The sequence below is a fragment of the Carnobacterium sp. 17-4 genome, assembly GCF_000195575.1.
Classification (GTDB): Bacteria; Bacillota; Bacilli; order Lactobacillales; family Carnobacteriaceae; genus Carnobacterium_B.
Map to the genome: position 1 here is coordinate 243,080 of NC_015391.1, position 22,296 is coordinate 265,375.

The window sequence follows — 22,296 nt, forward strand, 5'->3', positions numbered from 1 at the left end:
TTATTGACTAAAATAAAAAAGCGTAAGCAAAATACATGGTATACTAGTATGGAAGGTGTTAAATATAGGTTGATAAAGTAAAGAACGCTGTTTTAGAATAAATAAAGGCATTCTATTATCACTGTTTAAAGATAGGGTGAATTACATGGGGAATATTCAAGATTTTCGGAAAAATTATTTAGCTATTCTTAAATCAAAGAAACTAAAGCATAGTAAAAAAAGCGAATTATTAATAGCTATTTTGAGCCAAATGGATCAAATTTTTGAAATTCGAACAGGCGAAATAGAGAAATACAATACAGATAATTACGATGCTATTACTTTGTATTTAGAGATCAAAGGAGCTTTAAGAATTCAAAACGAAAAGGAAGAATACATAGAAGGTGAAAAGAGTAAAGTGAATCACTTTTTACACTAAAGGCAAAGGCAGAACCAAGCTTTATTCGTCGAATAGAGCTTGGTTCTGCCTTTTTTATTCAAATGTTTTTAATAGTTAATGAATTTAGTTCTGAATACATGGTATGATTCATGAAGGAAAAAAGTTTCATTTTTTACTAATTCAAGTGAATCATTTCACAAAAAAGGAGAATCTGCCATGAGTTTTACAGTTTTGATGTATCATGAGTTTCGAAAACGAGGTGACATTGATGTTACAAGTCCCTCAACTATTTCCGTTGAGCAATATTATCAAGATGCCTTACCAACAGTACTTTTCAGTTACATAGATGATTTTAAAGAACAAATGATGTATTTAAAAAGTGGGGGTTACCATACCTTAACGCTTCAAGAAATAAAAGACTTTTATGAAAAAGGAATTCAACTTCCAGAAAAGTCAATTTTGGTAACGATCGATGATGCTTTTCAGTCAGTATATCAGTATGCATACCCAATTTTAAAAGAACTGCAATTTCATGCCGTTAGTTTTGTCGTGTTGGGCTGGTTATCAAATGAAAGAGAACCTTTTGATCCCACAGTATCAAAAGTTATGAGTAAGCAAGAACTTGAAGAGATGCTTGATGTAGTTGAATTGGCTAATCACACAACCAATCTTCATAAGCGATACCCTGATGGTACGAGCGAAATGCAAGCGACCTCTCTACAAGAATTGAAAAAAGATTTAGCGGCGTGTGGAGAGTATGTGACTTGCCCAGATGTATTTGCGTATCCATTTGGCATTTATACACCTAAGGATATAGAACGGTTAATTGAAGCTGGTATAAAGTATGCGTTTACGACTGTTCCGGGTGTGAATACATTACATACACCAGTGCTAGAATTGCACCGGGATACTGTTACTCTTGGCTGCACACTAGAAGAATTTAAAACAATTATAGAACGAGGAGCGAGAAAATGAAAAAATTGGTTAGACTGTTCATAGTAATGCTACTATTATTGGTAGGCGTGTTAGCACTTGCGGCTTGTTCAAATACTAACGAATCTGTTGAAAATAGTGAAACAAGTTCTTCAGAAAGTTCAAATGAACCACTTAGATTTGGTACATTGCCAGCAGAATCGGCTATTCCAATTATATTAGCAAAAGAAAATGGTTATTTTGAAGATGAACAAGTAGCTGTGGATATTACAGCGTTTAATTCACCAAATGATCGTAATGCAGCTGCTCAATCTGGTGAACTGGATGGGATGATTGCAGATGTGATGACGGCTCTTTCATTTCGGGAAGGCGGAATCGATTTAACGATTACATCAGATATCAATGAGGAATTTAAATTGTTGTCTTCACCTGATTCAGGAATTACAGATATCAAACAATTAGATGGTGAAAACGTTTCATTAATCCCTAAACTTCTACTAGAATACATTATGGATGAAATAGCTGCTGAAAATAAAATTGGTTATGAAGTAGTGTCTATCCCGTCTATCCCTGCAAGATACGAAGCATTACTTGAGAATCAAATTGATTCGGTTATATTCACTGAACCTCAAGCTACAGCACTTAAAGTAAATGGGGCTCATGTATTGGCAAGTTCATCAGAGTATGGAATAAAAGGTGGAACGATTTTGTTTAGTGCGGAGAGTATCGAAGAAAAAACTGATGACATTGCTGCTTTCTATCGTGCCTATGACAAAGCGGTCGAGTATATTAACTCAACTGATCCGGCTGAATACAGCACTGTTTTAAACGAGTATAACTTCCCTAAAGAAATGGGAGATTATTTGTCCAATAAAGAAGATGGCTATACTAAAGCAACGACGGTTACTGAAGAACAATATAATAGTATTGAAGAGTGGACAAAAGAAAAAGAAATGATTAGTAAAGAGTATACGTATGAAGAATTGACCGATTTTTCCATGCTGAATAAGTAGCGAAATAACTCAATTTGAATGGCTCTGTTAAAGAGAATCATTCAAATTGAGTTATTTTTTTAGACTATGATCAATCAAGCTGATTTGTTCCAAGGGGTTAAAAATCGTTCTAGAAGATCAATCAGTTTGAACAATAAAAATCCAAGTAAACAAAGCGCCAATATACCGCAAAACATTTGCGGATAGTCAATAACAGACCAAGCATTCATGATGTAATAACCAAGACCATATTGGGTAGCATAATTTTCTGCAAAAAATAGTGAGGCTACCGCAATTCCAATACAGACACGTAACCCACTGATAATTTGAGGAAGAATAGCTGGGTAGAGAAGATAGATAAAGGTTTGCCATTTACTCGCATGCATCATACGCAGGACTTGATAATAAGATGGATCAATTTGTTTGATGCCATCGCGTACGGATAGAATCAATTGAAAAACAATAATCCAGACAACTAGACTAATTTTTGAAGCATCACCTAGACCAAACAGCAACATAAAGACTGGTAAAAATGCGACTTTTGGTATGGGATAAATGAGATACAGCAAAGGAGACAACAATTTATTAGCCCATTTGCTGGCTCCAATCCAAATACCTAGAGGCACACCAATCAAAATAGAAATAAGAATAGCCGATAAGATACGAAACAAGCTGCTGAAGATATGAGGAAGGAGAACCGGGAATAATTGGATAAATAAGTATATGGTTTTGATTGGGTTTGGAATAACTGGATGTGCCACGACATAATAGAGACACTCCCAAACCAAAAATAATCCTATCAAGCCAATAAAAGTATCTAAAGGCATTTTCATCTGTTTATTCATGTTGCGTCCCACTTTCTAAACTTCCTCTAACCATTAAACACATGTCATAAAAAGCTGTTTTTTTACGACTGTTTTCAACTCCAAACAAAGGATTTTGGATGATGTCGTGTATTCCGCCTTGATTCATAACAATGATCTGCTCTCCTAAAAATACGGCTTCCTCGATAGAATGGGTTACTTGCAAAAGAGTTGTTTTTTTTGTTTGATGAATGGATAAAAGCATATCCTGCAATTGTTCTTTGGTCATTGCATCTAAAGCCGAAGTTGCTTCATCTAAAAGAAGAATCTCAGGATTTAAACTTAAACTTCGTGCAATTGCTACACGCTGCTTTTGACCGCCACTTATTTGAGAAGGGTAGCGCTGCCCTAAACTTAAAATACCTAATTCTCTTAAAACTTGATTTGTCTTTTCTTTAATTCTTTCTGGATTGTGATGGGCTATTTTTAGACCTAGGGCGACATTATCAAAAACGGTGCACCATGGAAGCAAAGCGTACTCTTGAAGTATCATTCCAGTCTGTTTAGGAAAATCCGTTACTGGAACATCATTCATTCTTAACTCTCCACTGATAGGTTTAACAAATCCAGCCAGGGTATGTAGAAGAGTTGTTTTACCACAGCCAGAGGGGCCAATGATTACACAAGTTGAGTTGGATGGCACGACAAAAGAGATATCATTCAAGACAAGTTTATCTTCAAACGAACAAGTTAGTTTATTCACAAAAATAGCGTTTCTAGTCATTCCTTTACCTCCATAACATACGTTCATTCAATTATAAAAGTTTTAGTCTCAAGATACAAACGACTTTTAAAGATATAAAAGGTTTACATTAGCTATAAAAATAGTTATCTAATCAATAGCTGGATAAAATAAGAATTTTTAAAGTAGAAGCGAGATAAAAGCTTTTCTTCTAGTTTGAAAAATTCAGAAAATTAGGTTTTGAAAACGGTGATTACTAAATTGAAAAAAACACTGGCTTTTCATTTGATATTCCTTTATAATAAGAAATGCCGCAAGGCCGTATGGCAATGACGAACTTTCGAATCGTGTCAGATCCGGAAGGAAGCAGCACTAAGGATGTTTCGTCATGTGCCGTTCGTACATAGAACAAAAAAAGAAACCGTTGATTATATAATCAACGGTTTCTTTTTTTTTAGCGACTAAATTTTTAAGCAAAGGCAATGCAATAGACAAATGATTAGCGAAACTAAAAAGAGTCTCTGTCTAGTTGTTTAAATTTCCCCTCAAATAACGTATAATAAAGAGTAATGAAGAACGGTTCAAGAAAGGGAGAAATGCATGAGTTATCAAGCACTTTATCGAGTATGGCGTCCACAAAGGTTTCAAGATATTGCTGGGCAAAAAGCCATTACACAAACGTTAAGAAATGCTTTAGCACAAGAGAAAACAAGTCATGCTTATCTCTTTACTGGGCCACGTGGAACAGGAAAAACGAGTGCAGCAAAGATCTTTGCTAAGGCGATTAATTGTCCTAACTTAAAAGATGGCGAGCCTTGTAATGAGTGTGAAATGTGCCAGTCTATTACTCAAGGTCAGTTAAATGATGTGATTGAGATTGATGCGGCCAGCAACAATGGAGTAGAAGAAATCCGAGACATTCGGGATAAAGCTAAATATGCTCCCACTAGTGCAGAATATAAGGTTTACATTATTGATGAAGTCCACATGTTAACCACTGGAGCTTTTAATGCTTTATTAAAAACATTAGAAGAACCGCCTAAAAATGTTATTTTTATTTTAGCTACAACAGAGCCTCATAAAATTCCACTAACCATTATTTCTCGAACACAGCGCTTTGATTTCAAACGGATCAGTGTTCGAGACAGTTGCGAACGCATGGCGTATATCTTGGGCCAAGAAAAAATAGAGTATCAAGAAGAGGCTTTAACCGTTATTGCTAGAGCTGCTGAGGGTGGTATGCGAGATGCATTGAGCATACTAGACCAAGCTATCTCATATGGAGACGATTCAGTAACCGTTGAAAATGCAATGAGTGTTACTGGAAGTTTAACGCAAGAACTGGTTTTAGATTATTTCGATTCTATTATTCAACACAATACTGAAAAAGGATTGTCTCTTTTGCAAAGTATCTTAGCAGAAGGAAAAGACGCCAGTCGTTTTGTAGAAGATTTGATTCTATTTAGTCGAGATTTATTGGTTTACCAACAAGCTCCTCAAATGACAGATTTATTGGAAGGCGCAAATGTTGACGAAGGATTTAAAAGCCTTAGTCAAACGATCACAGCTCAACAGCTGTATAAAGTGATTGAGCTTTTAAATGATACCCAACAAGAGATACGGTTTACAAACCATGCAGAAGTCTATTTAGAAGTTGCTACGGTAAAATTGACCCAGTTAACGGACATTAAAGCACCAATTAGTGCCTTGGTTGAAAAATCAAATGGCAATGAACTCGGGCAAGTTGAGCAACAAAAAATGATAGATATGGAAAAAGAGCTCAGTCAAATGAGGAAACAACTTAAAGAACTGGCTAAGAATGGCAGTACGCCTCAACCGGCCAAGAAAGCGGCTAAAGCGACGGCTAAACCTGGAAATAATCAGTTTAAAACAAATACGACAATTATCTACAAAGTGTTGAGTGAAGCCACAAAAGAAAATTTAGCACAGTTGATTGATATTTGGCCTGATTTGTTAAATATGCTTTCTGTTACTCAAAGAGCCATCATGAAAGCTTCTACACCAGTTGCCGCGAGTCCTAATGGCTTGATTGTTTCATTTGAATATGATATTTTGTGTCAAAAGGCCACTAACGATAATGAATTGCTAGAAGCCGTGAGTGAAGATTTAAGACGGTTAGTGGGCTACTCTCCACAAATGATCTGTGTTCCATCAGAACAATGGCCCGTTATTCGAGAACAATTCTTAAAGCAAAATAAAGAGTTGTTGAAGAATCGTCCAGCCGATAAAGTCGATTCTCCTGCTACTAAAAAGCCTACCCAAACAGCCTCTGATTTTGAGCAAGAAAACTTGAATAGTTTAGAGTCGATTTTACCTGAGCCTGATGAAGAGGAAACGATTGTTACGGAAGCCATGCAGTTGTTTGGAGAAGAAATAGTTGAAGTGAAAAATGATTAAAAAATAACCAATTGAGAGGAAGAATAAAATGCGCGGAATGGGAAATATGCAAGGTATGATGAAGCAAATGCAAAAAATGCAAAAAGATATGGCTAAAGCTCAAGAAGATTTAAATGCAAAAGAATTTATGGGGACATCTAATGGAGACTTGGTAACAGTAACGTTAACAGGAGAAAAGAAAATGAAAGACATCTCTATTAAACCTGAAGCAGTGGATCCTGAAGATATTGAGATGTTGCAAGACTTGATTATATTGGCAACAAATGATGCTTTAGAAAAAGTAGAAGTAGAAACACAAGCTACTATGGGGAAATACACTAAAGGGATTCCCGGACTTTAAAATAATGAACCAAACAGATAATAATCAAAATGGGATTCCTTGTGGGTCCCGTTTTTTGAATCCTATAAAGTACGTCTAAAGGATTAAGAAAGGAAATGACTATGCAATATCCAGAACCGATATCAAAATTAATGGACAGTTATATGAAACTACCTGGAATTGGAGCAAAAACAGCTGCTCGATTAGCCTTTTTCACTATTGATATGCGTGAAGAAGATGTAACAGATTTTGCTAAATCATTGATTAGTGCGAAAAGAGATTTGCATTATTGCTCCAATTGCGGCCAAATTACCGAAGATGATCCCTGTCAAATATGCCAAGATAAATCGCGTGACAGAAGTACAGTTTTAGTGGTAGAAGATCCAAAAGATGTCATGGCATTAGAAAAAATGCGTGAATATCATGGACTGTACCATGTTTTACATGGCGTTCTTTCTCCAATAGAAGGAACCGGTCCAGAAGATATCAATATACCAAGTTTGATCAAGAGATTGCAGTCTGACGAAATAAATGAAGTGATCATTGCAACGAACGCATCTGCTGAAGGTGAAGCTACAGCGATGTATTTATCAAGATTAATCAAACCAGCTGGAATCAAAGTAACACGATTAGCTCACGGGCTTTCAGTGGGAAGCGATATCGAGTATGCCGATGAAATTACATTGCTGAAAGCAGTGGAAGGGCGTAGAGAACTTTAAACAGGATTTAGGAAGGAGGCTAAAAAAATGCTATTTAAGAAAAAATACGCATTACGAAGAGAGTACGATGCAGCCTTGCTAAAATTGATGACGGAAACAAAAGGGAAATGGGAATATGCTAAAAGAATTGAGCATTCCGTTATTGAAAAAGACAGTTTATTGTTTGCTCAAACCAAATTAGCTAAAGCGAAGTATTTCTATTTATTCAAAGAAGCAAAAACAAGACACATTAAAGGCGACACATCTACTTTAGAATCCCTTAAGTAAACAAAAAATAAGGAGGAGCGAGGATGAACAAGAAAACTAACGATGAAAACCAGCATCGTCGCCCTCTGTTTGAAGTTTTAAATCAACATAGAAAAAAGGAAAAGGTTTCATTCCATGTACCTGGACATAAGAATGGTGTGAACTGGGATGAACAATTAACCTCTTTTCATACTATGCTTTCTTTTGACCAAACTGAAGTTTCAGAATTGGATTATTTGCATGAACCAGTTGGCGCTCTAAAAGAAAGTCAGGATTTGTTAGGTGAACTATATGGTAGCAAGAAAAGCTATTATTTGATCAATGGCTCGACTGTGGGTAATTTAGCAATGATTATGGGATCAACAACTAAGGGAGATCAAGTATTTGTTGATCGAAGTTGCCATCAATCTGTTATACATGCATTAGAATTGGCAGAATTGCGTCCAATTTTTTTAACACCTGAACTGACAGAATTAGATGAAACGCCTCTAGGGATTACCTTAGCAAGGTTGGAAGAAGCTTTTGAAAACTATCCATCTGTAACGGCATTAATTGTTACCTATCCTACATATGATGGAATGGTTTATCCTCTTGAGGAGTTAATTGCCTATGCAAGAAAAAGAAAGTGCTTCGTTTTAGTAGACGAAGCTCATGGGCCCCACTTTACACTAGGAGAACCATTTCCTGTTTCAGCATTAGATCTAGGAGCAGATGTAGTGGTACAGTCGGCTCATAAGATGTTACCTTCCCTTACACAAACAGCTTATCTGCATCTTGGACATCAAGTATCCTCTCTTATAAAACACAAAATTGAACATTATTTGCATGTTTTTCAATCGAGCAGTCCTTCTTATCCATTGATGCTCTCATTAGAATACGCACGCTACTTCCTAGCCTGTTTTAATGAAAACGACTTGAACGCTACTTTAGCGTATCGTGATTTGTGGAAAATTCAATTTGAGAAGGCTGGTCTGAAGAGTTTTCAGAGTAGCGATCCACTGAAAGTAAGGGTATCTTGGGGGAATCATAGTGGCGAAGTACTAGCCGCACAATTAGAAAAACAAGGTATTTTTAGTGAAAAGGCAGATCACTTTACAGTGTTGCTCACTTTTCCGTTATTGAAACAAACGACTGAAGTAAGAGAGCCTTTCTGTATACAATTGCCTGAGCATCTAGAAATTAAGGAGATTGAAAATGAAGAAACAAATTTTTCAATTGCATCTTATACGGAGCTAGATTTGAGTTATCAGAGTCAAAATAGTAGTAGGATGAAACGTATTCTTTTAGCAGATGCCGAAGGGCAAATTGCTGCACAAAATATAACGCCCTATCCACCAGGGATTCCACTTGTCTTAAAAGGGGAAAGAATCACGATCGAGCAGATCAGACAATTAAACCATTTTGTCAAGCAGTCAATGAGAGTTGTTGGACTCGGAAATAAAATGGAACTCACTGTTTTTTCTGAAAATGACTGATTCTATTGGGAGCAATAAAGAAAAGCTATTAGACTGTCAGCCATAGATACAGTATAATGAAAGTAGCTATAAAGCTAAATTAAGAAGTTAGGGGCTTAGAATAGTGAAAGGAACATTTATTACAATTGAAGGTCCCGATGGTGCAGGAAAAACCAGCGTTATAAAGAAACTGATTCCAATGTTGGTAAAAGCAGTTCAACAAGATATTGTTGCAACAAGAGAACCTGGCGGAAGTCGGATCGCCGAAGAAATTCGTGAACTTATTTTAAATCCAACGAATACTGAAATGGATATACGTACAGAGGCATTATTGTATGCAGCCGGTAGAAGGCAGCATTTAGTTGAAAAAATTATTCCAGCTCTAAAAGCCGGAAAAGTCGTGGTTTGTGATCGTTTTGTAGATAGTTCATTGGCTTATCAAGGAGTCGCTCGTGGTATTGGGATCTCTGAGGTAGCTGAAATAAACCAATTTGCAACAGAAAATCTTTCTCCTGACTTAACGCTTTACTTAGATATTGAAGCTCATGCGGGTTTAGAACGGATTAATCTGAATAAAGAGAATCGCCAATTTGATCGTTTGGATCAAGAGACACTGGAGTTTCATGAAAAAGTTCGATCTGCTTATTTAAAGATTGCAAACGAGCATACTGAGAGAATTGTTCAAATTGATGCAAGCCAAGATTTAGAAACAGTCGTTGAACAATGTTACCAAGTTATTATTGAGAAACTAAGAGTATAAAAAAGAGGGGTTGATTTGCGATGAAATTAATATTAGCGATAGTTCAAGATAAAGACGGAGGACGCTTGTCTAATGAATTTGTAGATGCAGGCATACGTGCAACCAAACTTTCAACAACTGGTGGCTTTTTAAAAGCAGGAAACACAACTTTTATTATAGGTATTGAGGAAGAACGTGTAGACGAGGTGTTAGATCTTATTCGTAAAAATTGTCAATCTAGAGAACAATTTATGACTCCTCCTGTCAGTTTAGATGTTTCAATGGAAACAAATATGCCTTATCCAGTGGAAGTTCAAGTCGGTGGAGCTACTGTCTTTGTATTACCAGTTGATCAATTTCAACAATTTTAAATCCGGGTCGTGATGAAAATCGAAGAAAAATTAATTTGGCTACAGCCTTTATTACTCAAGCAATTCAAAAAAACGGTACAGCAAAAACAATTAGCTCATGCGTACCTTTTTGAAGGCGTTTCAGGAACCGGAAAAAAAGAGATGAGTTTGTGGTTAGCAGCTAGTTTACTTTGCAAAGAGAGCTCTGGAAATCTCCCATGTGAAAACTGCCAAAACTGTCGACGCGTCTTTGAACACCAACATCCAGATGTGATAGAAATTGTGCCAGAGGGCTTATCTATAAAAGTAGAACAAGTTCGTAATTTAAAAGCGGAGTTTTCAAAAAGCGGTGTAGAAAGTCAACAGAAGATCTTCATTGTTGAAGATGTTGAAAAGATGACTCCAGGGGCTGCGAATAGTTTGCTCAAATTTTTAGAAGAACCGGAAGGCAGCGCCGTAGCATTTTTATTGACAACTGCTAAGAACCGCATACTTCCAACTATTTTATCGAGATGTCAGTTGGTTCATTTTCAATCTTTAACTAAAAAGAAATTGATGGCTGAACTTGAAACTAGAGGACTTTCAGTTAATCAAGCTTCATTGTTAGTGCAATTGACTAATAGTGTAGAAGAAGCTATTGAACTAAATGGAGACGAATGGTTTCAAGAAGCTAAAACGATTATTTGGAAATGGTTTACACTAATTACAAATAAAGATAATCAAAGTTTTGTTTACGTACAAACAACGATCATGCCTCATTTTAAAGATCGCGATGCACATCGAAGGTTAGTGGATTTAATTTTGTTAGCCTATCGAGACATATTGATGCTCCATTATGGTACAGTTGATGTATTAGCATACGCACGTTACCAAAAAGAACTGGATCACATTAAAACAGAGTATTCAAGTAAAGCCGTTGTGCAAGCTATTGAAGCAGTCTTACTCAGTCGCAAAAAACTAGAGAGTAATGTTAATGCTCAAGGTGTTTTCGAACAGCTGGTCTTACAATTAATGAAGTAAAAGGCATAAAGATGACTAAAACGATGATCATAGCAAAGAGTGGGTGAAAATGGATGGACAAAAAAACTTTATATGATAGTTTTACTCAAATAGAACTTGATACGGATGCTACACTCCATCAAATTTCTAAAATCAAAAAAGAGGTTGAAACATTGGTCGAAGAAAATGCTACTCTTCGCATTGAAAATCAACACTTGAGAGACCGGTTAAGTGATCTTGAAAAGTTGCAACGATCAGACGAGGAAGTTGTGGAACCAGAAATGAGTAAATCGCGTTTAAATCTTGAAAAGTTATATGAAGATGGATTTCATGTGTGTAATGTATTTTATGGTTCAAGAAGAGTAAATGATGAGCCTTGCGCCTTTTGTTTAGATGTTATTTATGGTGAAAGAAGATAACCGCGAACTGAATAAAAAAAACTTGTAACCGTATGGATGAAATGGCTACAAGTTTTTTGTGTTTATCCTCCCATTTCGATAATGAAGCCATTAGTTTAGCGAATGGGTAGTTAAAGAAGGTTCATAGAAAAGATAACTGCTGCATGTTATAGTGAAATTAGCTAAAAACTAAGGAGGAAATGCATATAATGAAAGCTGTATCCATTAAAAATCCAGGTGGTAGTGAAGTATTAGAAATTCAAGAAAAATTAATTCCAGAAGCCAAACAAGGCCAGCTGTTAGTTAAAGTTAAAGCAAGTGCTATAAATAGAACCGATATCATGACACGTGAGAATAAGCAATTGACTAAGCCTTATCCAATATTAGGAGTAGAAGTTGCAGGAGTTGTAGTTGAAAATAGTAGTACTGCAAATAAAGAATTGGTTCCTGGAACACGCGTTGCAGGACTAGTGAACCATGGTGGTTATGCAGAATATGTAGTAATGCCTTCAAATCGTGCCATTGTTATACCGGATAACATGAACTATGAAGACGCAGCTGCTATTCCAGAAGTTTTTCTAACTGCCTATCAAACCCTTTATTGGTTAGGTAATTTAAAACCAGAAGAAACGGTTTTGATTCATGCAGGAGCAAGTGGTGTAGGAACAGCGGCTATTCAAATGGCAAAAAAAGTGACAAAAGCACGGGTAATTGTTACTGCAGGTTCAGACGAGAAATTGCAATTTTGCAAAGAACTGGGTGCAGATAAACTAATCAATTATAAAGAAGAAGAGTTTGACCAAATCATACTAGACTACACTGAACAAAAAGGTGTTGATTTGATACTAGATTTCATCGGTGCTTCATACTGGGAAAAAAATTTAAACAGTATAAAAATCGATGGACGTTGGATCGTTATTGGGGTATTAGGTGGAGCAATAGTTGAAAATGTCAATTTGGGTAAAGTATTGCAAAAACGAATTACATTAAAAGGTACGTTGTTAACACCTAGAAGTGATGATTATAAAGCTCGCTTAACCAATGAATTTATTGAAAATGTTATGCCTTATTTTGAAAAAAAAGTAATCAAACCTATTGTAGATACTGCTTTTATGCTTGAGGATGTAGCCAAAGCTCATCGCTATATGGAAGAAAGTAAAAACACAGGGAAAATCATTTTAAAAATTGAAAAATAGATGAATCGTAAATAGGAGATTACTTAAAACCAAATAAGGAATACTCCATACTTTACAGTCAAAACGATGATAATTGAAGGAAGTGTCATAGTGAATCAGTGGTTACAAGGTGATGAACGGATGGATCAGTTGCTCAGTCATAACTTATCCATCATCCAGAGCCCATCAGTCTTTTCATTTTCATTAGATGCAGTATTGTTAGCAGATTTTGCTCAACCTGCTAAACACAATCGTGCCAAAGTTGTTGATTTATGTGCAGGCAATGGAGTTGTTGGCTTGTTGCTCAGTCAAAAAACGAGTAGTCCGATTGTTGGAATTGAAATACAAGAAAGATTGGTTGGGATGGCAAAAAGAACCATCCAATTAAATGAATTAGAACACCAAGTTTCTATTATACATGGAGATTTAAGTGAAGCGTCCAAGTGGATACAAAAAGACACTGTAGATACCTTAACGTGTAACCCGCCGTACTTTGCTGTGGGAGAAAAAAGCATAAAAAATCCTAATTCTCATTTAGCTATTGCCAGACATGAGTTGCATACAAACTTAGATGAGGTTATGAAAGTATCGAGTGACTTATTAAAAATGAATGGAAAAGCTTACTTTGTTCATCGTCCAGATCGGTTAATTGAAATCTTGGAAACCATGAAAAAACACCGGATTGCCCCCAAAAAGATGCGTTTGGTTTACCCTAAAGTTGGAAAAGAAGCTAACACGTTATTGATTGAAGGGATAAAAGATGGGAAAGATACAGGATTTCGTGTTTTACCACCATTATTTGTATATGGTGAGGACAACAATTATCTACCAGAAGTGAGTGCGATGCTGCATGGAATCCGTTAGTTATTTTTATGTCTTATATTGTCAAGATGGAAGTTTGTATGGCGGATATACTACAGATCTTGAGAGAAGAGAATTAGAACATAATCAAGGTATTGGCGCTAAGTATACTAAGCCGCAAACGAGAAGACCGGTAAAAATGATTTATGCAGAAGGGTACTGTTCTAGAAGTGAAGCGACAAAAGCAGAATATGCTTTTAAAAAACAAACTCGAAAAAATAAACTCACTTATTTGACCAATCAAGGAATTATATTTCCCATCGAATTAGCGAATCCTTGTTTATTAAATATGGAGCAAATGAACATAAAGGAAGGTGAAAAAAATGCAGAGTCAAAAGAGTTTTGAGCAATCTCAAGGCGGAAGTTTATACCTTATCCCTACGCCTATTGGCAATTTGGAAGATATGACTTTTAGAGGGGTAAGATTGTTAAAAGAAGTAGATTTGATTGCGTCTGAAGATACACGTACAACACAAAAGCTGTTAAATCACTATGAAATAAAAACACCTCAAATCAGTTTTCATGAGCATAATACACAAGAAAGAATTCATCAACTGATTGAAAAATTAGAAACGGGGATGACGATTGCGCAAGTAAGTGATGCGGGAATGCCTTCTATTAGTGATCCCGGTCATGAATTAGTGGTAGCGTGTATCCAAGCTGGTATTCCAGTTATTCCTTTGCCTGGAGCAAATGCTGGACTAACAGCATTGATTGCTTCTGGAATAAGCCCTCAGCCGTTTTATTTCTTTGGCTTTCTACCGCGTAAGAAAAAAGATCAACTCGTTGCTTTAGAAGAGTTGAATCATCGACCTGAAACGATTATTTTATACGAATCGCCACACCGTTTAAAAGAAGTTTTGAAAAACATGTCAACCGTTTTTGGAATGAATCGCCGCATTGTTTGTTGCCGTGAATTAACGAAACGCTATGAAGAATTTATAAGAGGAACGATTGAAGAAGCGATTGAATGGTCCATGACGAATGAAATTAGAGGCGAATTTTGTTTGATTATTGAAGGCAATAGTGAAGGGACTCTTTTAGCAGAAGAAGACACTAGTTGGGAATCTTTGTCGCTAAAGGAGCATGTTGATGCAATGATAAACGATAGGGACTTTACTAGTAAAGATGCCATTAAAGAAGTTGCTAAATTACGAGGGTTAAAAAAACAAGAAGTTTATGCAGCTTTTCATGAATTTTAGATTTCTAAAAATAATTTTTAAAAAGCATTTGCCCTCTTCGTGGAATAGTCTTCCAGAGGAGAGCAAATGCTTTTTAATACTATTAGCGCTTAGTAGTTAAGATACTATCTGAAACCTAGCTGTTACGATTTTCTTTATCTTCTGCTAATAAATCGCGAATTTCTTTAAGGTATTGTTCTGCTACCGGAATTTCAACTTCATCAACAACTTCTTCGGCTTTTTTAAATTTATTTGCAGCATTATTAATGAATTTAATAAAGATAAAGACGACAAGCGCAATTAGAATGAAATCCACGACTGCTTGCAAGAAAGCACCATATTCTAATTTAGCGCCTCCAACTTCGATGGATAGATTTTGTATATCCGTTCCACCGGTTAAAATACCCACAAGAGGCATAATAATAAAATTAACAAGAGCAGTAACAATGGCTGTAAAGGCAGAACCGATAACAACACCGACGGCTAAATCAAGAACATTTCCTTTGAAAGCAAATTCTTTAAATTCGTCCATAAATTTTTTCATGTTTTCACCTCCAAATAAGAATAAAACAAACATTTTTTTAATTTCAACCATTCTGTTCATTCGTTTAACTATAACAGAATATTTGTTTCATTGTCTACCGTTACGTGGAACTCTTCATATAAATCAAATGAAATAAAGCTTAAAAAATAAACTTTCACTAAATTATTTGAAATGAATGAGGAGTTAGATGAAATAGGGTATAATAAAAGTAAGAAATAGTTTTACAAGGAGGAAAAGAAATGAAAAAAAATTGGAGTCGTCTATTAATCATCTCTTTAAGTATGGTGGCATTAAGTGCTTGTGGAACAAATAATGAAAATGAAGGAGCGACTTCTGAAGCAACACAATCAGAGTCTGTTGTATCGGAATCAACTGTATCCGAGTCATCCTCCTCACAAGCAACAGATTCATCAACAGAAGAAGTTTCGCTACAAGAAACCTATAGTAAAATGTATACAGATGGATTAGCTCAGTATGATGCTGAAAAATATGATGAAGCTGCAGGTACAATTGGCCTATTGCTACAAAATGACTTATCTGAGCACAACGATATCGAAACAAAAGCTACAAGTTTAAAAGAAGACATAACGCTTGCTCAAGCTGAAAAGGCTAAAGCAGATGAAGCTACAGCGCTTATTGAAAATTCTACTTATAAAACAGAACGAACTTCTGATTTAGCTGCTGAAGAATTTTCAACAGCTACAGGTAAAGATATCAAAACTGCTTCAGATGATGAAATCGGTAGTTGGTTAACGGAAAAAGACACAGCTGCAAAGGAAGAAGCAGAAAAAGCTAGTCAAGAAACAGCGGAGGTAACACCGACACCTGAAGAAGAACTGAATGCAGTATTAAATGAAGTCGTTTCGATTACTGGAATATCTCCAGAAGATAACCAATTTTATGCAACGAAAACAAATGAACAAATATATACTATTGAAATTCGTCATTCACATGAAGTAGATGGAGTAGGGATCTCAAATATGGTTGGTATGTTCGAATACAATTTAGCAACAAAAGAATTGAAAAAAATGGATCCATTAACGGGTGAATATTCTGTCTTCACTGGAACAGATTCCGGCGTTTAAATATTAAAAAAATAAGAGAGTAAGATAAAAAGTGGTTCGGATTTGCTTTTTGGAACATATTTTAGAATAAACATTCGTATAAAAATAGGAGGCTGGATTTTTTTATTCCCAGCCTCCTATTTTTAGTGTTCATTTTTTTTAATGTATTGGTCAACTGGATAATTAGAGAGCGGTAAGTCAGTAGCTTCACCTGAGATAAGTTGGCTTAACATGTGCCCAATCAAAGGTCCAGAAGTTAACCCTGAAGATCCTAAACCACTAGCTGTAAAAAGGTTAGGGTACTCTGGAATAACACCAAAAAAAGGTGCGAAGTCAGATGTATAAGCCCTTGTACCTACGCGGATTCCTGTAATGGTTGCGTTTTTCAATCCAGGAGCAAGTTCTATCGCTTCTTCTAGCATAAGCTCTAACTTTTCTTTAGTAGGTGTTAAATCATATCCGCCATCATTTTCATGAGTAGCTCCTACAATGATTTTTCCATTTGCAAAAGGAATGATATCTTTTTCACCATCAGGCATGATAACAGGCCAGTTTGACATCTCTTCTTGTAAGTGAAGTTGAACTAATTGCCCTTTTTGTGGGCGAATATCAACGTCTAAGCCAAGTGGTTTTAATAATTCGGGTAACCAGGCGCCAACTGCTAAAACAACTGTGTCATACGTTTTAGCTTGGATTTTGGTATGAATAACATACTCACTTGAATTTGGAGAAGAGAGGGTGACTTTTTCTGAATAATAACGAAGACCATTAGATTGAGCTTGATTAATCAGTCTTTTTGTCAATAAAGAGCCATCTACTCGCGCGCCACCGGAAGCAAATAAAGCAGATTCTTCAGAGTCATATAATGGAAACTTAGCTTTGATTTCCTTCGGTGATAGGAGAGTCAGTTCCCCAATCTCTGGAGCTGTTTCTAGACGTTTGAGCGCTGTTTTTTCTAACTTTTTTAATAAACTTAGATTTTTTTTAAAGACCAAAGCGCCTACTTGTTGATAGATATCTGAATGAGTAAGCGATTCGCCCAAATCATCCATAAGTTGTGGATAAAAAGCGGCGCCTTTTGAAGCTAATTGGTACCATTCTTTATTGCGTCGTTGAGATAGCCAAGGGCATATGATTCCAGCAGCAGCAGAAGTGGCTTGTCCTACACCATCATCATAGAGAGCTACTTCATAATTTTTTTGACTAAGGTAAAATGCAGCAGTCGCTCCTACTATACCACCGCCGATTATTGCAATTCGTTTGTGTTGTGTCATTGATCCTCATCCTTTACATCTACAACTACATGTATTTATTCGTAAATAACAAAGTGTTAGTGTTCCGTGAACTATTTTTTATCACAATATTACTTTAGGTATGTACATAAAAAAATTCTTTATACCGCTCTTGGATCAGCTGCCAAGACCAATAAAAAGAATCGTAACACGGATAAGTATAAAACAAATGTTGATCTTTATAAATGAGATTTACTTAAAGAGTTAAAAAACGTATCGTTTACTATGAAAAAGTAGTCAATTCGTACACACATGTCAAAGTATTTATGCTAACACAGAAACAGCTGCATGGTTTGATGAAACAATACCTTTAGCTAATTTTTCTAAATCAAGCAGTTCATTGACTTTTTCTGCGGATAACCAGTTCTTTTCAAGGAGAATATGGCGAATGGAAATTCCAGTTTGTAAGGATTCTTTTGCTAGTTCACTTGCCTTTTGATAACCGATCAAAGGACAAAGAGCGGTAACGATTCCGGGGCTTTGTTCAACTTGACTCCGACAGTGTGCTTCATTGGCAGTAATGCCAATAATGCAGTTATCTGTTAAGGTCGTCACAGCATTTGTCAGCAGTTCTATAGAGCTGAAAAGATTCCGAAAAATAATAGGTTCAAATGGATTTAATTCAAGCTGACCAGATTCGGCAGCCATGGTAATCGTAAGATCATTGCCGATAATTTGAAAAGCCACTTGAGAAACGACTTCTGGAATAACCGGGTTAACTTTTCCTGGCATGATTGAAGATCCATTTTGCATCGCGGGCAAATTGATTTCCCCGAAACCAGTTTTTGGGCCACTAGACAATAAGCGGAGGTCGTTGCACATTTTGGAGAGAGTAACAGCAGCTGTTTTTACAACTCCTGAAACACGAACAAATCCATCAACGTTTTGAGTAGCATCGTATAGATCATCAGCTTGTTGTAAAGGCAGCTTCAGTTCATGAGCAAGATTTTTGGCAATTGTCGCTGAATAACCTGCGGAGGCATTGATGCTATTTCCAATAGCTGTAGCGCCAATGTTAAGAGTATACATCTCACTTGTGATGGTAGTTAACTGTTGAATGTCACGCTGAACAGCAGATTGATAGGCTTTGAAAGAACGTCCTAAAGTTGTAGGTACAGCATCTTGCAATTGCGTTCTTCCCATTTTGATAACGTTTGAAAATTCTGCTGCTTTTCGCTCCAATGATTTTTCCAAATAGGTGAGAGTTGAAATAAGTTGTGGCAGAAGTTCTAAGACCGTTAGCTTTCCGGCTGTTGGAAAAACATCATTCGTTGATTGAGAGCAGTTCACGTGATCATTAGGGTGGACCAGTTCATAGGTTTCTTTTGTTCCTCCAAGAATTTCACTGGCACGGTGTGCAATAACTTCATTCATATTCATATTTGCTGAAGTTCCAGCGCCGCCTTGAATAGCATCAACGATAAAATCAGCTTGAAAGTGTCCGGCAATAATTTCATCACTTGCTTTACAGATAGCCTCTGTAATTGGAGCTGATAGGTTCTTTTCTTGATAATTGGTGAGTGCGGCTACTTTTTTTATGAGCGCTAATTTTTTTATAAGGATAGGATGCAACTTTTCACCGGATAGGGAAAAATTATTTTTTGCTCGTAGGGACTGTACTCCATAATAAGCTTCATTTGGAATGGGTAAGCTGCCGATTGAGTCAAATTCTATTCGTGTATTCATTTCTGTCACACTCCTCAAATGTAGGGTAAAAGACTTTTGTTAAAATCTATTTTAAAAGATACCATGCTAGAAACGAGGAGTAAATAGCCAAAGAATAAGAAAAAACAAATGATTGGTATAGGTGTGTTTTTAGTTAGATAATACGATTTTTGCTTGATTAAAATTTGTTTTATTAAGCGTAAAGTTTTTTATGTTTGAAATGTCTACCTCAATCTGTATAATCTAAATAGAAAGAAAGTCTTTAAAAAAAGGATGGGATAAAATGGATAGTATTGATAAACAGATTATTCAATTATTGGGAGATAATGCACGAGCATCATTAAAAGAGATTGCAGCTGAAACATTTTTATCCTCTCCCGCCGTATCTGCACGGATTGCTCGTTTAGAGAATGAAGGGATCATTACAGGCTATTCAGCTCAAATAAATTTACATAAGTTAGGTTATCATATTACTGCGTTCATCAATTTGGAACTGAGTCCTAATCAAAAACCGACATTTTATCCATTTGTCAAAGCATGCCCTAATATCCTTGAATGCAATTGTGTAACAGGAGAGTACTCCATGCTTTTAAAAGTGGCTTTTCCATCTACGGTTGAGCTAGATGGGTTTATTGGTGAATTACAGCAGTTTGGAAAAACCTATACACAGATTGTTTTTTCGACTAGCATAGAACCTAGAGGGGTTCAGTTAAAAGAGTAGAGTAAAAAAAAGGATCTCATTTTCTATTAGAAAGTGAGATCCTTTTTTTATTTTTATAGCTAGGTTTTATCGAATCTGTCCTTCACCAAAAATAATGTATTTGGATGAAGTCAGTTCATTTAGACCCATTGGCCCACGGGCATGCAATTTTTGAGTGCTTATTCCAATTTCTGCACCAAATCCAAATTCGAAACCATCTGTAAAACGAGTAGAAGCATTAATATAAACAGCAGCAGAGTCAACTTCACGATGAAATTGCAGACCAGAAGCATAATCATCTGTCACGATGGCTTCAGAATGGCCAGTACTGTAACGATCAATGTGCTCAATCGCTTCATCTAGAGAAGAAACAACCTTAACAGCTAAGATAAAGTCTAAGAATTCTGTTTCCCAGTCTTCTTGAGTAGCTGGTATGGCTTTTTTTAAATAAGATAAGGCTTTTTCATCTGCTCTTAATTCAACATTCCAAGGAGCTAAAGCTTTTTCAATTACAGGCAAAAAGCTTTCCGCTACGTCTTCATGAATCAATAAAGTTTCAGCAGCGTTGCATACGGAAGGTCTAGAACATTTGGCGTTTACAATAATATCAGTTGCCATTGCTAATTGAGCATCTTTATCAATATAAATATGACAATTTCCGGTTCCGGTCTCAATTACAGGGACGGTAGCTGTTTCTAAAACGGCTTGAATTAATTTTGCTCCACCACGTGGAATCAAAACATCCAAATAACGGTTTAATCGCATCATTTCGTTAGAACTTTCGCGTGTGGTATCTTCAACCAATTGGATCGTTGTAGAAGGGAAAACTGTTGTTGCAAGTGCATCTTGTAAGATGCGAACGAGCGCCTTATTTGAATGGATGGCTTCCTTACCGCCACGTAAAATGACCGCATTACCGGCCTTAAAACACAACGATCCAGCATCGGTCGTTACATTTGGACGAGATTCATAAATAATCCCAATGACTCCTAATGGGACACGTTGTTTTCCAATCGTCAATCCAGCTTCGTTTTTCCACATTCCATCAACTTTTCCAATTGGATCTGGTAAGTCGGCTATTTTAAGGATTCCATCAGCCATAGCCTCGATGCGTTCCTTAGTTAAGATTAAACGATCCATCATATTTTCTGATATTCCGTTTTCTTTAGCAGCTATTAAATCTAACTTGTTTGCTGTGAGAATAGTTTCTGTATGAGCAATCAAAGCTTGGCTCATTAATTTTAATGCTTCATTTTTTTCAGATGAAGTAGCTCTTGCCAGCGAGCGTGCTGCTTTCTTTGCTTTTTCACCTAATTGAATCAAAGTTTCCATAAAAACACTCCTCCTAATTTAGTCAGCTGAGAATAAAGTTCCAATTTGTTTGCCTTCAATAATATCAAAAATAATCGTTGGGTCTTCACCGTTAGCTAACACCATTTGACGGGCATTTTTTAAAATGTGATTAGCAGCAATCAACTTGGTAGACATTCCGCCAGTTCCATAGCTGGATCCTTTTCCGCCCGCAAGAGCGTATAAGTCATCCGTAATGGTGTGGATTTCATCAAATAGAACAGCGTCAGGCTCATCATTTGGGTTTTTATCATAAAACCCATCAATATCTGATAACATAATCAGCAAATCAGCATCCGTAATTTCTGCAACAATAGCGGATAAACGGTCATTATCACCAAATTTGGTCAAATGATCCAATTCATCAACTGCAACAGTATCATTTTCATTTACGATTGGAATAATACCTTTTACAAGCAATTGTTCAAATGTATTGATCGCATTTAGACGGCTAGTTGGAAACTCTACAATATCTCGTGTCATTAAAACTTGACCGATGATTTGTCCATAGCCAAAAAAGAATTTGCTGTATAAATTCATCAATTCGGTTTGTCCTACAGAAGCTACAGCTTGCTGTTCAGGAATCGTTTTTGGTCGTTCGCTAAGATGCAGACGAGAGATTCCCACTCCTACAGCTCCAGAAGAGACTAGAATCACTTCTTTTCCTTGGTTTTTTAAATCAGATAAGACAAAAGCTAATTTTTCTAAACGTTGTAAATTAATAGTACCATTAGGATACATGATCGTGCTGGTTCCAACTTTTACAACGATTCGTTTACAAGAAGATAATAATTGTCGAGAAGTAGTCGTCATTTTTTTCATCCATTCTATACTTAATAACCCTAAAAAATTCGGTTTAGTTTAATGAATTTGTTCATTAAACAGTAAGACATTCTGTTCCATTTATTCTACCAGTTTCTAAGGTAAAAAACTATTTTTTCTGGCTTTTGACTAAAGAGATAGACTAAAGAAC

The 22,296-nt window shown here is 36.2% G+C and carries 25 protein-coding genes and 1 other RNA gene; 19 read left to right on the forward strand and 7 right to left on the reverse strand.

Annotated features, from left to right (window positions below; genetic code table 11):
- Positions 1 to 145: 145 nt before the first annotated feature.
- The 3 genes from CAR_RS01240 (at position 146) to CAR_RS01250 (ending at position 2,325) form a co-directional block, all read left to right on the forward strand.
- Positions 146 to 418 carry a hypothetical protein gene (locus CAR_RS01240; protein ID WP_013709918.1) on the forward strand — a complete coding sequence of 91 codons (273 nt, stop codon included), beginning with the start codon at positions 146 to 148 and terminating at the stop codon, positions 416 to 418.
- A gap of 177 nt (positions 419 to 595) precedes the next feature.
- Complete coding sequence (locus CAR_RS01245; RefSeq protein WP_013709919.1) at positions 596 to 1,354, forward strand: polysaccharide deacetylase family protein; 759 nt, start codon at positions 596 to 598, stop codon at positions 1,352 to 1,354.
- A complete protein-coding gene (locus CAR_RS01250) occupies positions 1,351 to 2,325 on the forward strand; it encodes an ABC transporter substrate-binding protein (RefSeq protein ID WP_041556058.1) in 975 nt (324 codons plus the stop codon). The genes CAR_RS01245 and CAR_RS01250 overlap by 4 nt, the downstream gene beginning before the upstream one ends.
- A gap of 74 nt (positions 2,326 to 2,399) precedes the next feature.
- Here CAR_RS01250 and CAR_RS01255 read toward each other — a convergent pair whose 3' ends face one another.
- Positions 2,400 to 3,149 (reverse strand): ABC transporter permease, encoded by a 750-nt coding sequence (locus CAR_RS01255; protein ID WP_148229378.1) that lies wholly within the window; start codon positions 3,147 to 3,149, stop codon positions 2,400 to 2,402.
- Positions 3,142 to 3,891, reverse strand: coding sequence for an ABC transporter ATP-binding protein (locus CAR_RS01260; protein WP_041556059.1), 750 nt, complete (start codon positions 3,889 to 3,891; stop codon positions 3,142 to 3,144). The genes CAR_RS01255 and CAR_RS01260 overlap by 8 nt, the downstream gene beginning before the upstream one ends.
- 276 nt (positions 3,892 to 4,167) lie before the next feature.
- Here CAR_RS01260 and ffs point away from each other — a divergent pair.
- The 14 genes from ffs to rsmI all read left to right on the forward strand — a co-directional run bounded on the left by ffs (position 4,168) and on the right by rsmI (position 14,729).
- Positions 4,168 to 4,254: signal recognition particle sRNA small type (gene ffs, locus CAR_RS12875), an RNA gene on the forward strand.
- A gap of 195 nt (positions 4,255 to 4,449) precedes the next feature.
- Positions 4,450 to 6,267, forward strand: a complete 1,818-nt coding sequence (dnaX, locus tag CAR_RS01265) for a DNA polymerase III subunit gamma/tau (RefSeq protein WP_013709923.1) — start codon at positions 4,450 to 4,452, stop codon at positions 6,265 to 6,267.
- A 28-nt stretch (positions 6,268 to 6,295) separates the two neighbouring features.
- Positions 6,296 to 6,607 carry a YbaB/EbfC family nucleoid-associated protein gene (locus CAR_RS01270; RefSeq protein WP_013709924.1) on the forward strand — a complete coding sequence of 104 codons (312 nt, stop codon included), beginning with the start codon at positions 6,296 to 6,298 and terminating at the stop codon, positions 6,605 to 6,607.
- A 101-nt stretch (positions 6,608 to 6,708) separates the two neighbouring features.
- Complete coding sequence (recR, locus tag CAR_RS01275) at positions 6,709 to 7,305, forward strand: recombination mediator RecR (protein WP_013709925.1); 597 nt, start codon at positions 6,709 to 6,711, stop codon at positions 7,303 to 7,305.
- Positions 7,306 to 7,332: 27 nt separating this feature from the next.
- Positions 7,333 to 7,572 (forward strand): YaaL family protein, encoded by a 240-nt coding sequence (locus CAR_RS01280; RefSeq protein ID WP_013709926.1) that lies wholly within the window; start codon positions 7,333 to 7,335, stop codon positions 7,570 to 7,572.
- Between the two features lie 23 nt (positions 7,573 to 7,595).
- The gene (locus CAR_RS01285) at positions 7,596 to 9,026 is read left to right on the forward strand and encodes an aminotransferase class I/II-fold pyridoxal phosphate-dependent enzyme (RefSeq protein WP_013709927.1); all 1,431 of its coding nucleotides are present in this window, start codon (positions 7,596 to 7,598) and stop codon (positions 9,024 to 9,026) included.
- Positions 9,027 to 9,129: 103 nt separating this feature from the next.
- Positions 9,130 to 9,765, forward strand: a complete 636-nt coding sequence (tmk, locus tag CAR_RS01290; RefSeq protein ID WP_013709928.1) for a dTMP kinase — start codon at positions 9,130 to 9,132, stop codon at positions 9,763 to 9,765.
- Between the two features lie 20 nt (positions 9,766 to 9,785).
- The gene (locus tag CAR_RS01295; RefSeq protein ID WP_013709929.1) at positions 9,786 to 10,115 is read left to right on the forward strand and encodes a cyclic-di-AMP receptor; all 330 of its coding nucleotides are present in this window, start codon (positions 9,786 to 9,788) and stop codon (positions 10,113 to 10,115) included.
- Between the two features lie 12 nt (positions 10,116 to 10,127).
- Entirely contained in the window at positions 10,128 to 11,114 is a 987-nt protein-coding gene (holB, locus tag CAR_RS01300; RefSeq protein ID WP_013709930.1) for a DNA polymerase III subunit delta', read from the forward strand.
- Between the two features lie 53 nt (positions 11,115 to 11,167).
- Complete coding sequence (locus tag CAR_RS01305) at positions 11,168 to 11,512, forward strand: initiation-control protein YabA (protein WP_013709931.1); 345 nt, start codon at positions 11,168 to 11,170, stop codon at positions 11,510 to 11,512.
- A gap of 188 nt (positions 11,513 to 11,700) precedes the next feature.
- On the forward strand, positions 11,701 to 12,687 hold the full coding sequence (locus CAR_RS01310) for an NAD(P)H-quinone oxidoreductase (protein ID WP_013709932.1): 987 nt from the start codon (positions 11,701 to 11,703) through the stop codon (positions 12,685 to 12,687).
- A gap of 66 nt (positions 12,688 to 12,753) precedes the next feature.
- A complete protein-coding gene (locus CAR_RS01315; protein ID WP_013709933.1) occupies positions 12,754 to 13,530 on the forward strand; it encodes a tRNA1(Val) (adenine(37)-N6)-methyltransferase in 777 nt (258 codons plus the stop codon).
- A complete protein-coding gene (locus CAR_RS01320; protein ID WP_013709934.1) occupies positions 13,517 to 13,873 on the forward strand; it encodes a GIY-YIG nuclease family protein in 357 nt (118 codons plus the stop codon). The genes CAR_RS01315 and CAR_RS01320 overlap by 14 nt, the downstream gene beginning before the upstream one ends.
- A complete protein-coding gene (gene rsmI / locus CAR_RS01325) occupies positions 13,851 to 14,729 on the forward strand; it encodes a 16S rRNA (cytidine(1402)-2'-O)-methyltransferase (protein ID WP_013709935.1) in 879 nt (292 codons plus the stop codon). The genes CAR_RS01320 and rsmI overlap by 23 nt, the downstream gene beginning before the upstream one ends.
- 115 nt (positions 14,730 to 14,844) lie before the next feature.
- Here rsmI and mscL read toward each other — a convergent pair whose 3' ends face one another.
- On the reverse strand, positions 14,845 to 15,252 hold the full coding sequence (mscL, locus tag CAR_RS01330) for a large conductance mechanosensitive channel protein MscL (RefSeq protein WP_041556060.1): 408 nt from the start codon (positions 15,250 to 15,252) through the stop codon (positions 14,845 to 14,847).
- 239 nt (positions 15,253 to 15,491) lie between these two features.
- On the opposite strand from mscL, the gene CAR_RS01335 reads away from it, so the two are divergent.
- Positions 15,492 to 16,337 (forward strand): hypothetical protein, encoded by an 846-nt coding sequence (locus tag CAR_RS01335; RefSeq protein ID WP_013709937.1) that lies wholly within the window; start codon positions 15,492 to 15,494, stop codon positions 16,335 to 16,337.
- 122 nt (positions 16,338 to 16,459) lie between these two features.
- Here the strand turns inward: CAR_RS01335 and CAR_RS01340 are convergent, their stop codons facing one another.
- Together CAR_RS01340 and CAR_RS01345 are read right to left on the reverse strand one after the other, a co-directional pair.
- Positions 16,460 to 17,590: an NAD(P)/FAD-dependent oxidoreductase gene (locus tag CAR_RS01340; RefSeq protein ID WP_013709938.1), complete on the reverse strand. Its 1,131-nt coding sequence runs from the start codon at positions 17,588 to 17,590 to the stop codon at positions 16,460 to 16,462.
- Between the two features lie 282 nt (positions 17,591 to 17,872).
- Positions 17,873 to 19,294: an aspartate ammonia-lyase gene (locus tag CAR_RS01345; RefSeq protein ID WP_041556061.1), complete on the reverse strand. Its 1,422-nt coding sequence runs from the start codon at positions 19,292 to 19,294 to the stop codon at positions 17,873 to 17,875.
- A gap of 262 nt (positions 19,295 to 19,556) precedes the next feature.
- Between CAR_RS01345 and CAR_RS01350 the strand changes: the two genes are divergently transcribed.
- Entirely contained in the window at positions 19,557 to 19,994 is a 438-nt protein-coding gene (locus CAR_RS01350; protein WP_013709940.1) for an Lrp/AsnC family transcriptional regulator, read from the forward strand.
- 66 nt (positions 19,995 to 20,060) lie between these two features.
- On the opposite strand, the gene CAR_RS01355 is transcribed toward CAR_RS01350, so the two are convergent.
- Positions 20,061 to 21,305, reverse strand: coding sequence for a glutamate-5-semialdehyde dehydrogenase (locus tag CAR_RS01355; RefSeq protein WP_013709941.1), 1,245 nt, complete (start codon positions 21,303 to 21,305; stop codon positions 20,061 to 20,063).
- Positions 21,306 to 21,323: 18 nt separating this feature from the next.
- The gene (gene proB, locus CAR_RS01360) at positions 21,324 to 22,145 is read right to left on the reverse strand and encodes a glutamate 5-kinase (RefSeq protein ID WP_013709942.1); all 822 of its coding nucleotides are present in this window, start codon (positions 22,143 to 22,145) and stop codon (positions 21,324 to 21,326) included.
- Positions 22,146 to 22,296: the final 151 nt, after the last annotated feature.